The following is a 12,721-nucleotide window of genomic DNA, read 5'->3' as shown; positions in this document are numbered from 1 at the left end:
AAATCATTACAACTGCTGCCAACATTAGTATACTGTAATTAAGAAGTTTAGGGGGGTAAAAATGGGCAATAAATCAGATGTCGAAATCGCACGAGAAACTGACATGCTACCGATCGAAGAAGTTGGCAAAAAAATAGGCATTAAACGACATGCGCTTGAATTATACGGGGATTACAAAGCAAAAGTGGATATAAACAAAATGGAAAACGTAGCAGGTAAAAAAGACGGAAAATTAATTCTTGTGAGCGCGATTACACCGACACCGGCCGGGGAAGGGAAAACAACGACCGTAGCCGGATTGGGAGATGCCCTTCAAAAAATAGGAAAAAACACGGCAATCGCGTTGAGGGAACCTTCATTAGGCCCGGTCTTTGGAATGAAAGGCGGAGCAGCAGGCGGAGGATACGCGCAAGTCGTTCCAATGGAAGACATTAATCTTCACTTCACGGGAGATTTCCATGCCATCAGCGCCGCAAACAACCTATTGGCTGCTATGGTTGACAACCATATCCATCATGGGAATGAATTAAGTATCGACCCTCGTAAAATTGCCTGGAAACGTGCCGTTGATATGAACGACCGCCAACTTCGTTCCATCGTCAATGGATTAAACGGAAAAACAAACGGCGTTCCGCGGGAAGACGGCTTTCACATCACTGTGGCATCCGAAATTATGGCGATTTTTTGTCTATCCAATGATATCGACGAGCTAAAAGAAAAACTCAAAAATATTATCATTGGCTATACATACGACGATCATCCTGTCACTGCAGGCGAACTCCGGGCGCAAGGAGCGATGGCAACATTGCTCAAGGATGCCATTAAGCCCAACCTTGTCCAAACCCTTGAACATACGCCGGCTTTTGTTCACGGCGGACCTTTTGCAAATATCGCCCATGGGTGTAACAGTGTTGCCGCGACAAAATTAGCGTTAAAATCTGCTGATTATGTTGTCACTGAAGCCGGATTTGGCGCAGATTTAGGAGCAGAAAAATTTATGGACATCAAAGCCCGTTATGCGGATATAAAACCTTCAGCATCTGTTGTCGTCGCAACGGTCAGAGCATTAAAGATGCATGGAGGCGTTTCAAAAAATGAATTAGCGGAAGAAAATCTGAACGCCCTTGAAAAAGGATTGCCAAATCTATTGAAACATCTGGAAAATATCCAAACCGTCTTTGGCCTGCCCGCGGTTGTTGCGATTAATAAATTGCCGACCGATACAAATGCGGAACTTCAATTAATTGAAGACAAGTGTAAGGAATTAGGCGTAAACGTCGTGCTTTCCGATGTTTGGGCCCATGGGGGCGCAGGCGGAGAAGCATTCGCAAAAGAAGTTGTTCAATTGACGGAGCAAAAAAGCCAGCCCGCATACGCCTATGACTTAAATGACCCCATTACGCTCAAAATAGAAAAATTAGTCCAAAAAGTATATGGCGGTAACGGGATTTCGCTTACAGCATCCGTCGAAAAAGAAATTGCCAGGCTTGAATCACTGGGATTTGGCGACTTCCCTGTTTGTATGGCGAAAACACAATATTCCTTTTCCGATGATAAAACGAAAACAGGCCGCCCCACTGATTTTGATCTTACGATCAGAGGCGTAAGCATATCCGCAGGTGCAGGCTTTATTGTCGTTCTAACGGGATCCATCATGACCATGCCCGGCCTCCCCAAACAACCTGCAGCCGAAAAAATTGATATCAATGAAGAAGGAAACATTGTCGGTCTGTCTTAATGCAGAGCTAAACTAAATTTGCGAAGGAACTATCGCGGGAGGAAAAGCTTAAGTGAGCCCGAAGTGCGACAGCACGAGGAGGCTCGCCACCTCCCCGCGAAAAGCATTTGATACACAAACAAGTTTACTCCAACCTTTAGGAGATAACCAGCTATAGGCGGGAGCTCCAATCTATAACTGCGGTGACCTATTTCCCCAAACATAAAATCCCGGCCATTGCAGGACCGGGATTAGCTTCGTCCGTATAAATTTTCGCTCTCCTTCAAGCGATTGCCTCGTTCTTTTCGCAAACGTTTATCATAAAAGATCTGAAAACCAGCGAGACAGAGGGTGAACCATGCCAGCGAAATCGCAAAGGCGGCGAGAATATCCGTTGGAAAGTGCGCGTCCAACATCACACGACTGCTGCCTATGAACAAAGTCAATAAAACAAACAGCAGCGAGAAGATGATTTTCGCGCGAGTTTGACGAACATATAGCCAGATCAAATAAATGATCAATGCCCAAAATAAAAAAGCTCGCATTGCATGGCCACTCGGAAAACTATACGAAACCCATTCAAACGTATAACCAAAAATCTCAAAATAACTGCTGTCCTCCGGGCGTCCGCGCTGAAACAAAAATTTCAAAGCTAGATTTAACAAAACGCCTCCGCCCATTACTGCTGCAACAAAAAGGCTTTGAGCATAAGCCTTCTTTTTTAAACCTAGCCATAGCATTAAAAGAGCAGTGAAAATCATGAGCACTTCACCGGAACCGAGAAAAGAGATCCACGACATAACTTCGGAAAGGTCATATTCGGCACCAGCAAACCAGTTACTAATCACAGCATCAATGACAGAAGCTGTATGTTGATTCGCGCTAATCGCGATCAAGGTAAACATCACGGTTGCAGAAATAGAAATCAATAAAAGGATCGTAATACTTCGCCACACAGACCTACATTCCTTCTTTTTAAGATGCTTCGAATATACCACATGCACACCATGGATGTCTTTACTATGTGTTATTTTTGCATCTTCGGGGAAATGTATTTCTATGAAGGAGGTTATAGGAGATGAAAGGAATCGGAATTAATCATTATGGAGATCATCGTGAATTAACCATCGTTGATTTGCCAGATCGAGAAATCAACGCCAACGAAGTACGTATTTCCCTTCGCGCCAGTGGCGTGAATCCTATTGATTGGAAGTTGCGCGAAGGTTATTTGAAAGAGGCACTCCCCTTTGATCCCCCGCTCACCCTTGGCTGGGATGGCGCAGGTGTGATCAAAGAAGCCGGGAAGTCCGTGGACGCTTTTCAAGTCGGAGATGCGGTTTTTTTCAGGCCGGAATTAACCGAGTATGGAACGTATGCAGAAGAAATCATTGTGGAAGAAGCGTTGGTGCAGCCGAAACCTGAGAATCTTTCCTTTGCAGAGGCGGCATCCTTGCCACTCGTAGGCTTAACCGTTATCGAGGCTTTAATGGAAATTGCCGAACTAAAGTCTGGACAAAGATTGCTTTTTCTTGGCGGCAGCGGCGGAGTCGGCACCATCGGCATTCAAATAGCCAAAGCACTTGGCGCTCATGTGACGACGACTTCCAGTGAGAAAAACCGTGCATTCGTCAAGGCCAGAGGAGCCGATACCGTTATTGCCTATGATCAACAAGAGGAACCTGACGGCGAGTTCGATGTGCTTTTTGATACAGTCGGCGGATCTGCCTATGCAGAGGCGCTGCCCTACTTGAAAACCGGCGCTTCCACAGTAAGCATCGCCGGCGGCGCCAGTCAGAATGATGCTGTAAGCAAAAACGAAGAAAAGAAACGCATCCATGCCAACAACATGTTCATGCAACCGACCAAAAAGAATATAGCACAGTTGCGGACGTTTATCGATCAAAATCAAATCCATCCCGTGATCTCTCATACACGCCCTATGACAGTAGATGGAGCAAAACAAGCCCACCTCGACAGTGAATCAAATCGAACGCGCGGAAAAATCGTACTCGTGAGGGAAAACGAAGAAGAAATCACATAAGCGACCCGCACTATCAGGAACTTGAACACAGGAAGGTTTGCAACCCAAACCTTCTATTGTATATCTGCCCCTTTTGTATCATGACTTTTAATGATCCTTCCATTAAACTATGGGTAGCACATTACGTTAACAAATAACGGAGGGCATAACATGGATCTGCTGACACTCATCATTATCATCGTAATGGTCATCTTTTTCTTCCCCGTCATCATGCGGGGCATCGGCTGTTTGCTTCGAACCATCTCCATCATCATACTCGTGATCGGCGCATTAGTTCTGCTGGGAATGTTTCTCTGAAACCTATAGTGGCCAGGAATCCCGGCAACTTCTCGTTTTATTCCACCGCTCCCGTATCATCAATGGTAAAATCGACGTTGACCTCAACGTCTATGTCCGGATAAACTTCTTCTTCCCATTGCTGAATATCAAGCCCTCGCACATTCTGCCCCACGCGCTCCCCAATGCCGATCGGGTCAATATTTTGCTCCTGAAATTGTTCAATAAGCTCACTAAATCGGCGTTCAAATTCTTCCGTGGCCCCCTGCTCCAGTTGCTCAATATTTTCCTGCCCATATCCCTCAATGCCGTAGGACTGCCGTATGGGACCTTCCATTTCCACATCCACCTGCACATGGGTGCCGTCCGGTTCTTGGTTGATCGTCCAGTCCGAATCGCTGGATAGGCGATGGAACGATACCCCTTTGTTTTCATTAAGCGCCATATGGACGGTACCTTCCTCCGTGGACTCGATGAGCGCCCGAAAGTTCTGCGCATCATCGAGGGTTAAGGTTTCAACTAATCGATCTTCCTGAAATAAAGCTAAACCGACAACCCCCACATGGCCCTCTTTTAGTTCAAGCATTGGCAGATAAGCATCTGCCCCTTCCGCGTAGTAATTATACATAAAATCATGCAAACTCGTTTGCGGCATCTGTTCCTCCTGATTCTGTTCAATCAACTCCTTTAAATAACGAAAGATTGGTTGATCAAAATCGTAGTCCCCCTCTAACATGTCCCGCGCAGGTTCCCGTGTGATGGCCACCTGCATGTCTTGGTTGATCATTGGATTTCTTTGTATCGTATCAAGGGAGGGAAAGACCCCCTCTTGGGAGGCGAAATCTTCATGAAACAAATGCACGCGCGTTCGACCCGTGTCAACATAGCGGGGCGATTCTGCTTGAAGGGAATCATAAAGGTTTTCCAGCGATTCCCCGGACACGTTGATCGTTTTGTCTTCCGGCATCAATTCTTCCGCAGCCATAAAAATGGTGCTTAAACCTGTGATGCGGTATTCTCCGTCCTCCAAATCATGGCCCATTGCCTGAATATAGAAAATCTCTTCCACATGATGAGACGTAGGGCTACAGCCACCAACAAGAAATATTACCATAAAGGAAAGAATGCATATCCGTTTCATCAACGAGACCGCCTCCTTCTCGAGACGATCATTTCGATCAAGTATAAAAGAGGAAGATAAACGAAAACAGTATAGAATCCCACATTACCTGTAAAAGACGAAAGGGACTCAATCTCCCAGCGTGTAACAAAAAAGAAAGCGGCTGTAATAATAAGAACCGTGATTCCTTGAAGCGAACGCCGCTGGGAGATTTTAACCGTTTGTTTGGCAGCACGGCTCGCCGCCCATAAGCCTAACGCCAAATTCGGCACGAGAATCATAAACCATATAGACACCCCGAGATATTCCATTCGCCACAAGGAAATCGTCGGCCATATGATCGTGGAGAGATGATCCTCATGGAAAAAAAGCACGGGGAGAATGAAGCTGAACAAATAAACCATCACGCTTAAAATGACACTAAAATGCGCCCATTTTTGCGATCGCTGTGCCTCTTTAATAAAAGGATAGGCCATAAAAAGAACCTCAAACCCCAAAAATTGAAACGTCATCATTTGCGTAGCCAGCCATATATCCATGATGGAATGATCCCATATGGGCAACAAACTCCCCAATTGCATTTGTCCGTAGGGAAAGCGGCTAAAAACCAGGAACGGAATCGCCAATAAAACGGAAAGCACACTTACACCCGTTACCATGCGCAGACCGCCCCCTACAAATAAATAAACAAGAGCCAGCAAAAGAAAAGAGAGGAACCCGTGATAGACTTCCGGAAATAACCACACGCGCAGGATTTCCACATAACTCACCAAAATAACAAGCACAAACAAACTATAGTAAACGATCCAATACACACTCAAAAGGCTCCCCAGTATTTTTCCAAACACTCTTGTTTGAATGTCGATGATGGTTTCGTTTTCCTGCAGCATTTGATAGACGAGCCAAATGACGATATGGAGCATTAACGCTGAAATAATAATGGCCATCCAACCATCCTGACCAACAATTTTTACAATCGGGCGTTGAAACGTAAAAACACCCACGCCGACTTGCATGACGGTCACGATATAAAAAGTTAAAAACGGGGGGATTCGCCTCGTCATCATCGTTTGTTCTTGCATATGCCTACTCCTCGATATCTTTTGGGATCGTTTTTCTTTGCTTCACATCAAACCGCTTCCGTTTTTGCGGCCGCAAGACAGATGGTCTTTTCTGCTGCTTTTGAATCGGCATCTTGAAAATCACATCTCTAAGATCTTTGACTCGTAACGGATAAAGAGGAGCTAAGTAAGGATAGCCCAAAGATGTCAACTTGAATAAATGACTGAGGTAAAGTAACGAGCAGAAGACCATCCCAAATATCCCAAACCATTGCGCAAATAGGATAAAAGGAAAGCGGATTAACCGTATGGTATTGCCCATTTTATAAATCGGTGCCGTAAAGGACGCGAGCGCCGTAATCCCGATCATAATCAAGAGCACACTGCTGGCTAAAGATGCTTCAACGACGGCTGTTCCAATAACAATACCGCCGACAATCCCGATCGTTTGAGCGATACGGCTCGGAAGCCTGGCCCCTGCTTCCCGGAGCAGTTCAACTGTTAACTCGAGGATTAAAACCTCCACGATCGGCGGGTAGGGAACTTCGATTCTTGAAGCAATGAGCGTGTCCAACAACTCGTCGGGGATCAACTCCTGCTGATAGGAAGTGACAGCAATATAAAAGGATGTAGCATGGACCGAGAACAAAAGGGCTACGATTCGAATCAGTCGAAACGCCGACCCGAGCGGCCACAGCATGTAATGATCATCGGGAGATGAGAAAAATTCCATGAAGTTTGTCGGGCCAAGCGTCGCGTGCGGGGACCCATCCATGAGAAACGCAACTTTCCCCTCTGCCAATGCCGATGTGACCCGTTCCGGTCTTTCTGTTTCTAACAGTTGTGGAATATGAGAGTTCGGATGGTCCGAGATGAATTGATTAATTTGAGAAATATCTACGATCTCATCATAATCTATATCCTGAATCCTTTGTCTCAATGTTTGCACAAGCTGCGGGCTCGTGATGCCTTCAATATACAAAATCGTCAATCGGCTTTGGCTGAGGCGTCCAACCTTTAGCTCTTCAACCACGAGTGCCGACGTATGCAGTCGCTTACGAACCAGATTTAAATTGACATCGATAGACTCAATAAAGGATTCATTTGGTCCAATAACAGTGAATTCATTTTCCGGTGCCTCGACCGCCCGCTCTTCTATCAATTCTGCCGGAAGGCTAAGCACTTCGTCATTTTCGCCTGTCTTTTGAATTATAATGTGGCCGCGCAATAAATGCTCTTCTATCAAATAGCCCTTGCGCAGGATTTTGGTTTCTTCAAGGGGGATCACCCGCTGGAGATCCATAAGGGTATGCATATCTTTTCGTTGCACGTAAGGAAGGACCTCATCATGGACGTAACGCTCCTCCACGACAGACTCCAAGTAATGTAAGTAAAACGGACTTTCATCAAACACGCGAAAGGAAACGAAATCCGCCGATTTATAAAACGTCTTCAAAATATCTGGTAAGGTTTTTTCCTTCTGTTGGTTTATTTTTTCTTTTTGGAATCGCTTAAACATATACGTCACCTTTTGGGAATATCTATAGGTTTAACGTGTACGAACGATAAAAAGATTATTCGCTAATAAAAAACCGACCCATGAATATTTGATTATTCATGGACCGGGTTCACGAACAGAGTAACCGTTTTATCGGCGTCATCAAGCCACTCTTATATCGCGCTTATTTATACGGATCTTCCGCCTACTATATTAAAAGTTAAAGTCAGGATGGAGGTCATCATATGGAACCCCTTACGCTCATCATTATCTTCATCATGATTATTTTTTTCTTCCCGGCGATCATGCGGGGCGTTGGCTGTTTAATGCGGACGATCGCGATCATCGGGCTTGCCGTAGGTGTATTACTCCTGCTGTGGCTTTTTTTGTGACAATGATTAAAAAGGACAGTGGGTTACCCCCGCGCGGCAGCAAGGAAACGACGGTATCCTAAAATAGCGATCGCTAGGCCAAGCAATGCATAACCAAGCAAGATACCGACATGCATGAAAATGTCCATGATTCCGCCGCCGTACATCATGACTTCCAAAAAGCCTTGCTGTGCCCAATATTGCGGTAAGAATAGTCCCATCGTTTGCATGAATTCAGGTAGGAACTCGGTAGGCACCCAAAGGCCTCCAATCATGGCGCCACCAAGAGCAATGATTTGTGTGATGGCAAGCCCCATGTTTTCATTTTTCGTGATTTAAACTTAGCGCAAGGCCCCATCCAGTTGTAATTACCGCCAGTGCCAGCGAAATGAGAAAGAGCGCTGCAATGTTTCCAAGTTCTACGCCATAGACGAAATAACCGAACAACAATAACGCGGCAATTTGTGCCAGCACGATCAAAATGTAAGGAAACCATTTCCCGAGCAAGTATTGATACTTCGTAAGCGGCGTGCTCGCCAAGCGCGCGACCATTCCGTTTTGCATATCCTTCACAAAACTCATGACCATACTAATCATAATGAAAAAGGTAAACATCACCGTGTAACCGGGAATAATATGCGTAATTGTATCAAATTCGGCACTCGCGACTTGCTCTTCCGCGACGATTTCGATCCCGGAATCAAGAATCTCATCCGCATCTAATTCGGCATCATTAAGTGCCGATCGCATCCCGTCTTCTTGAAAGGAATAGCTGACATTTTCGATGAGGCTGCGAACCGGTGCAACGCTTTCCTCATTGACTGGGTTGTAATGAAAAAAAACAGGATTCTCTTCTCCGCTCATCATTTGGTCTTCAAAACCGGATGGGATGTGGACGAAGGTATTGATATCCCCGTTTTCCAACTGTTCCATTGCCTCATCCGGACTCTCCTGTGCGTGTAATTCAAAAGTGTCACTCGACCCGAGCGCGGAGATAAACTGTTCACTCATCTCGGACTGGTCTTCATCCATATAGGGGATATCGAATGTGACATCCGTCGTTTGATTGCTAAAAATATAACCAAACAAAACAATAAAAAGAATAGGCAAAATCAGCATCCAAAATAAAAGACCTTTATCTTTTAAATTTTTTTTAAGTTCAAAACGGAATAGGCCGTAGATCATATTTTCCCCTCCCTTCGATTTTTCAGGCAGTATCTCGCAACGAGGATCCCGTCAATTTCAAGAATATATCTTCCAAGCTCGATTGCGTGATTTCCAATCGCTGGACACCCAGGCCTTGTTTCTGCAGATGAGAGGAAATCGTCTGTAACGTAGAGAGAGCAGATGTCGTTTCAATGATATAACCATTATGTCGGATATGCACCTCCCCAAACGATTGCAACTGATCTTTATGAAGGCCGCGTGCTTCCACATAAATCGACGGCTCCGTATGTCGTTGCCGAATCCGGGTAACCGTTCCGGATTCAATGACTTTCCCTTCATCGATCAAGGCAAGTTCGTCACATAACAGTTGGATTTCCTCCATGTAGTGGCTGGAGTAAAGGATCGTCGTTCCCTGATCTTTAAGCTGGCGAATCAAGTCAAAAATATAATTGCGCGATTGCGGATCCACACCGACGGTCGGTTCATCCATAATGAGAATATCCGGTTCGTGCAAGAGTGCCATACCGATATTGATGCGTCGTTTCATCCCCCGGAATAGGTTGTGAGCTCCTCTTTTTGCCGTTCGGCGAGCCCGACCATTTCAAGAATGCTATCCACACTTTTTTGCAAGCTGGAACCACGCAATCCGTAAATTTTTCCAAAAAAACGTAGATGATCACGTGCGGATAAAGTTTGTTCGAGGCTGATTTCTTGGGGAATATAGCCGATTCGTTGCTGGATCGCGTTCAGGCTTTTTCTCAAATCCTGCCCGTCAACGTCAATCTTTCCGGAATAATCGAGGGCGATCCCTGCAAGTATTTTCATAAGTGTCGACTTGCCGGCACCATTCGGACCCAGTAACCCGTAACACGTTTGGGGCGGGATCGAAAGATTAACGTCCTGTAATGCTTGTTGGGAGCCGTAAGCTTTACTAATTTTTTCAATGTGAATCATCGCCATCATTCTCCTCTCCATATAACATTTCCTCGAGCGCTTGCACGTATTGTCGATACGCCTTTTTCCCGGTTTCCGTTACGCTGCACACCGTCTTCGGTTTTCGTTTCTCAAATGTTTTAACCACTTCGATGTAGTCCGCCTCTTCAAGCTTGCGAATATGGGCACCGAGATTTCCGTCGCTTAGGCCGAGCTTTTGTTTTAAAAAATTAAAATCCCCTTCTTTATATGTCATAAGCAAGCTCATAATACCGAGCCGGGCTTTACCATGAATGAGATCGTTAATGCGATTAAGTGGCGCGTCACTCATTATTTTGTCCCCAACGTTTCAACATCCAACCGGTGAATAAAAGGCTTCCACCGCCGATAATAGCAGTAAGCGCCGGGTGATACGGCGGAAACAGAAAAGCGTTTCCCGCGGCTATGATCGCGAACCAGATGCCCATCAAGAAGATTTCTTTTCCTAAAGCGACTCCTATGAACATGTAAAGCACAGCGACGACAATGATGGAATACAGCCCGATGTACTCCACCTGAAATTGTAAGAAGCCGGTGATGATTAAGGTAACGACCAATAATGTTGTAATCGAAAAACCGATAAACCCAAATGTTAATTGTCGATCGACAACTTTCGGTAATGGATTTGCTTTGACCTGACGGACCGAGGTGTAGATGGTAAGTGTCATGCCCACGATCGAGAGTGTCATCCAAATCCAGTGCAGAATGTCAACGAATCCCAACGCCTCAGCCCCATAACCGATGATCCAGGCTATCCCCCAAATGATAAAATACGGACTGGCTTCAGAGGCGCTGTTACGCGTTTGGACCGTCAAGTGTTTAATATAATTTAAATCGTCAAACGCTTGTTGCGTGTCTTGGTTTGGAGATTCCTTATTCATGAGCGGGGTCTCCTTTTTTATTTTTATAGAACTCTGTAATGTAGAGTACTATAAATTATGCAGCATTGCAATATTTTGTTCAGTGCATGTAATTCCATCTTACACTGTTGACTACCTAACGGCTGGCGCCTCCATGCGTTAGGGCTTCAGCAGCCCCCGTTGACTACCTTACGGCTTTCGACTCTATGCGTTAGGGCTCCAGCACACTCCGTTGACTACCTAACGACTTCCGCCTTCATGCGTTAGGGCTTCAGCACACGCTAGTGAAGATTTACCATTGACAAACAACCTCTCCTAGAAATATACTTATATACATAACTATATAACCATATACCAAACTGAACCAAAAAGGTGGTGAACACTTTTGAGTCAGTCCTTCCACGATAGGAAACCGATATTTGAGCAAATCAAAGAAAAGATCGAGGATCAGATATTGAACGATCAATTAAAAGAGAACGAGCAAATTCCATCGACAACGAAAATGGTTCATTTTTATAAAGTCAATCATTTAACCGCGTCCAAGGGGATTCAAGTGCTGGTGGATGAAGATATCATTTTTAAGAAAAGGGGTGTGGGGATGTTTGTTGCTCCCGGGGCTAAAGAGAAGTTGAAACAGAACCGCAAGGAGTTGTTCGCAGATGACTATCTCACGCCCATGCTGCAAGAAGCGGAAAAACTAGGCTTATCAGATACGGAGATCATTGACATGATTCATAAAAAGAAAGGGCGTGAATCCAATGAATTTTGATGTAACGTTTCAAAACGTATCTTTAAAATACAAAAATGTTGACGCCTTGGAGGACATTTCTTTTTCTCTGGAACAAGGCAGAACCTATGGTTTAATTGGCAGAAATGGTGCCGGAAAGACAACGCTGCTTTCTCTGCTTGCATCTTTGAGAGAGCCGACGTCGGGGATGATTCACATAGGTGGAGAAACGCCGTTTGAAAATAAAAACATTATGCCGTATGTGAGCTTCATTTTTGAAACGGAGGATTACAAAGATGAATACGAATCGGCGAGGCGTTATTTAGAATTCGCTGAGCGCTATCGACCTAACTTTGATCTTGCTTATGCCAAAGACTTGGCTGCCCAGTTCAAACTCCCTTTGGATAAACCGGTAAAAGAATTATCGAGCGGCATGCAGTCAGCTTTGAATGTCACGCTCGGTCTTGCTCATCGCTCCCCGGTTACAATCTTCGATGAAGCTTATGTATCCATGGACGCTCCAGCCCGTGAGTTATTTTATCAAGAGGTGTTGGAAGAGCAAGCACGTCATCCGAGGATCCTGATATTGTCTACGCATCTCGTATCGGAAATGGACTATTTGTTTGATCATGTTCTGATTTTAGATCGCGGTTCCCTTATCATCGATGAACCATTTGATAAAATTATCAACCGCGGCGCATCGGTGACAGGCACCTCGCAAACCGTAGATGCGTTCATCCGCAATCGCAAAACATTAAAAATACAGCAACTCGGAGATACGAAATCAGCGATGATATACGGAGAAGTCAGTGACGCCGACCGGAAGGAAGCCGGAAAATTGGGATTGGATATCGGTCCGGTCTCCCTGCAAGATTTGTTCATTCATCTAACAAAAGAGGAGGAGGGCTAGA

The 12,721-nt window shown here is 45.1% G+C and carries 15 protein-coding genes and 1 pseudogene; 6 read left to right on the top strand and 10 right to left on the bottom strand.

Translation table 11 applies throughout. From position 1 onward, the window contains the following. The first annotated feature begins 61 nt into the window (after positions 1-61). The gene (locus tag EPH95_RS14785) at positions 62-1,738 is read left to right on the top strand and encodes a formate--tetrahydrofolate ligase (protein WP_142090805.1); all 1,677 of its coding nucleotides are present in this window, start codon (positions 62-64) and stop codon (positions 1,736-1,738) included. 230 nt (positions 1,739-1,968) lie between these two features. On the opposite strand, the gene EPH95_RS14780 is transcribed toward EPH95_RS14785, so the two are convergent. After that, the gene (locus EPH95_RS14780) at positions 1,969-2,673 is read right to left on the bottom strand and encodes a phosphatase PAP2 family protein (RefSeq protein WP_142090804.1); all 705 of its coding nucleotides are present in this window, start codon (positions 2,671-2,673) and stop codon (positions 1,969-1,971) included. Positions 2,674-2,795: 122 nt separating this feature from the next. Between EPH95_RS14780 and EPH95_RS14775 the strand changes: the two genes are divergently transcribed. Then, positions 2,796-3,758, top strand: coding sequence for an NADP-dependent oxidoreductase (locus EPH95_RS14775; RefSeq protein ID WP_142090803.1), 963 nt, complete (start codon positions 2,796-2,798; stop codon positions 3,756-3,758). Positions 3,759-3,908: 150 nt separating this feature from the next. Further along, positions 3,909-4,055 (top strand): hypothetical protein, encoded by a 147-nt coding sequence (locus tag EPH95_RS18950; RefSeq protein ID WP_160141788.1) that lies wholly within the window; start codon positions 3,909-3,911, stop codon positions 4,053-4,055. 37 nt (positions 4,056-4,092) lie between these two features. Here EPH95_RS18950 and EPH95_RS14770 read toward each other — a convergent pair whose 3' ends face one another. The 3 genes from EPH95_RS14770 to EPH95_RS14760 are packed head-to-tail and all read right to left on the bottom strand — an operon-like array spanning position 4,093 to position 7,734. Further along, on the bottom strand, positions 4,093-5,175 hold the full coding sequence (locus EPH95_RS14770; RefSeq protein WP_227004157.1) for a Ger(x)C family spore germination protein: 1,083 nt from the start codon (positions 5,173-5,175) through the stop codon (positions 4,093-4,095). Then, positions 5,175-6,236, bottom strand: a complete 1,062-nt coding sequence (locus EPH95_RS14765) for a GerAB/ArcD/ProY family transporter (RefSeq protein ID WP_142090801.1) — start codon at positions 6,234-6,236, stop codon at positions 5,175-5,177. Before EPH95_RS14765 ends, EPH95_RS14770 begins: the two co-directional genes overlap by 1 nt. A gap of 4 nt (positions 6,237-6,240) precedes the next feature. Beyond that, the gene (locus EPH95_RS14760) at positions 6,241-7,734 is read right to left on the bottom strand and encodes a spore germination protein (RefSeq protein WP_142090800.1); all 1,494 of its coding nucleotides are present in this window, start codon (positions 7,732-7,734) and stop codon (positions 6,241-6,243) included. 224 nt (positions 7,735-7,958) lie between these two features. On the opposite strand from EPH95_RS14760, the gene EPH95_RS18945 reads away from it, so the two are divergent. After that, positions 7,959-8,105 (top strand): hypothetical protein, encoded by a 147-nt coding sequence (locus EPH95_RS18945; RefSeq protein ID WP_160141787.1) that lies wholly within the window; start codon positions 7,959-7,961, stop codon positions 8,103-8,105. A gap of 23 nt (positions 8,106-8,128) precedes the next feature. Here the strand turns inward: EPH95_RS18945 and EPH95_RS14755 are convergent, their stop codons facing one another. From EPH95_RS14755 to EPH95_RS14735, 6 genes and pseudogenes are all read right to left on the bottom strand, one after another. Further along, positions 8,129-8,341, bottom strand: a complete 213-nt coding sequence (locus tag EPH95_RS14755; protein ID WP_142090799.1) for a hypothetical protein — start codon at positions 8,339-8,341, stop codon at positions 8,129-8,131. 64 nt (positions 8,342-8,405) lie between these two features. Next, positions 8,406-9,269 carry an ABC transporter permease gene (locus EPH95_RS14750; protein WP_142090798.1) on the bottom strand — a complete coding sequence of 288 codons (864 nt, stop codon included), beginning with the start codon at positions 9,267-9,269 and terminating at the stop codon, positions 8,406-8,408. Positions 9,270-9,291: 22 nt separating this feature from the next. Then, positions 9,292-9,633, bottom strand: a complete 342-nt coding sequence (locus tag EPH95_RS19290; RefSeq protein WP_227004156.1) for an ATP-binding protein DrrA1-3 family domain-containing protein — start codon at positions 9,631-9,633, stop codon at positions 9,292-9,294. Positions 9,634-9,786: 153 nt separating this feature from the next. Next, a pseudogene (locus EPH95_RS19285) lies at positions 9,787-10,205 on the bottom strand (ATP-binding cassette domain-containing protein); the annotation flags it as partial. Beyond that, positions 10,192-10,515 (bottom strand): winged helix-turn-helix domain-containing protein, encoded by a 324-nt coding sequence (locus EPH95_RS14740; RefSeq protein WP_142090797.1) that lies wholly within the window; start codon positions 10,513-10,515, stop codon positions 10,192-10,194. The pseudogene EPH95_RS19285 and the gene EPH95_RS14740, both read right to left, overlap by 14 nt. Next, complete coding sequence (locus tag EPH95_RS14735; RefSeq protein WP_142090796.1) at positions 10,508-11,104, bottom strand: hypothetical protein; 597 nt, start codon at positions 11,102-11,104, stop codon at positions 10,508-10,510. Before EPH95_RS14735 ends, EPH95_RS14740 begins: the two co-directional genes overlap by 8 nt. A gap of 364 nt (positions 11,105-11,468) precedes the next feature. On the opposite strand from EPH95_RS14735, the gene EPH95_RS14730 reads away from it, so the two are divergent. Together EPH95_RS14730 and EPH95_RS14725 are read left to right on the top strand one after the other, a co-directional pair. Next, the gene (locus tag EPH95_RS14730; RefSeq protein WP_142090795.1) at positions 11,469-11,852 is read left to right on the top strand and encodes a GntR family transcriptional regulator; all 384 of its coding nucleotides are present in this window, start codon (positions 11,469-11,471) and stop codon (positions 11,850-11,852) included. Further along, a complete protein-coding gene (locus EPH95_RS14725; protein ID WP_142090794.1) occupies positions 11,842-12,720 on the top strand; it encodes an ATP-binding cassette domain-containing protein in 879 nt (292 codons plus the stop codon). The genes EPH95_RS14730 and EPH95_RS14725 overlap by 11 nt, the downstream gene beginning before the upstream one ends. Position 12,721 lies beyond the last annotated feature (1 nt).

Source organism: Salicibibacter halophilus, assembly GCF_006740705.1.
GTDB lineage: Bacteria > Bacillota > Bacilli > Bacillales > Marinococcaceae > Salicibibacter > Salicibibacter halophilus.
The sequence above is the reverse complement of the archived record's forward strand: the minus strand, read 5'-3'. Positions and strand labels throughout refer to the sequence as shown.

What these genes read in the sequence shown, in the direction of transcription:
- EPH95_RS18945 (WP_160141787.1), top strand. Translation starts at nt 7,959, where the DNA reads ATGGAACCCCTTACGCTCATCATTATCTTCATCATGATTATTTTTTTC.
- EPH95_RS18950 (WP_160141788.1), top strand. Translation starts at nt 3,909, where the DNA reads ATGGATCTGCTGACACTCATCATTATCATCGTAATGGTCATCTTTTTC.
- EPH95_RS14785 (WP_142090805.1), top strand. Translation starts at nt 62, where the DNA reads ATGGGCAATAAATCAGATGTCGAAATCGCACGAGAAACTGACATGCTA.
- EPH95_RS19290 (WP_227004156.1), bottom strand. Translation starts at nt 9,633, where the DNA reads ATGGAGGAAATCCAACTGTTATGTGACGAACTTGCCTTGATCGATGAA.
- EPH95_RS14735 (WP_142090796.1), bottom strand. Translation starts at nt 11,104, where the DNA reads ATGAATAAGGAATCTCCAAACCAAGACACGCAACAAGCGTTTGACGAT.
- EPH95_RS14775 (WP_142090803.1), top strand. Translation starts at nt 2,796, where the DNA reads ATGAAAGGAATCGGAATTAATCATTATGGAGATCATCGTGAATTAACC.
- EPH95_RS14760 (WP_142090800.1), bottom strand. Translation starts at nt 7,734, where the DNA reads ATGTTTAAGCGATTCCAAAAAGAAAAAATAAACCAACAGAAGGAAAAA.
- EPH95_RS14765 (WP_142090801.1), bottom strand. Translation starts at nt 6,236, where the DNA reads ATGCAAGAACAAACGATGATGACGAGGCGAATCCCCCCGTTTTTAACT.
- EPH95_RS14770 (WP_227004157.1), bottom strand. Translation starts at nt 5,175, where the DNA reads ATGAAACGGATATGCATTCTTTCCTTTATGGTAATATTTCTTGTTGGT.
- EPH95_RS14740 (WP_142090797.1), bottom strand. Translation starts at nt 10,515, where the DNA reads ATGAGTGACGCGCCACTTAATCGCATTAACGATCTCATTCATGGTAAA.
- EPH95_RS14725 (WP_142090794.1), top strand. Translation starts at nt 11,842, where the DNA reads ATGAATTTTGATGTAACGTTTCAAAACGTATCTTTAAAATACAAAAAT.
- EPH95_RS14750 (WP_142090798.1), bottom strand. Translation starts at nt 9,269, where the DNA reads ATGATCTACGGCCTATTCCGTTTTGAACTTAAAAAAAATTTAAAAGAT.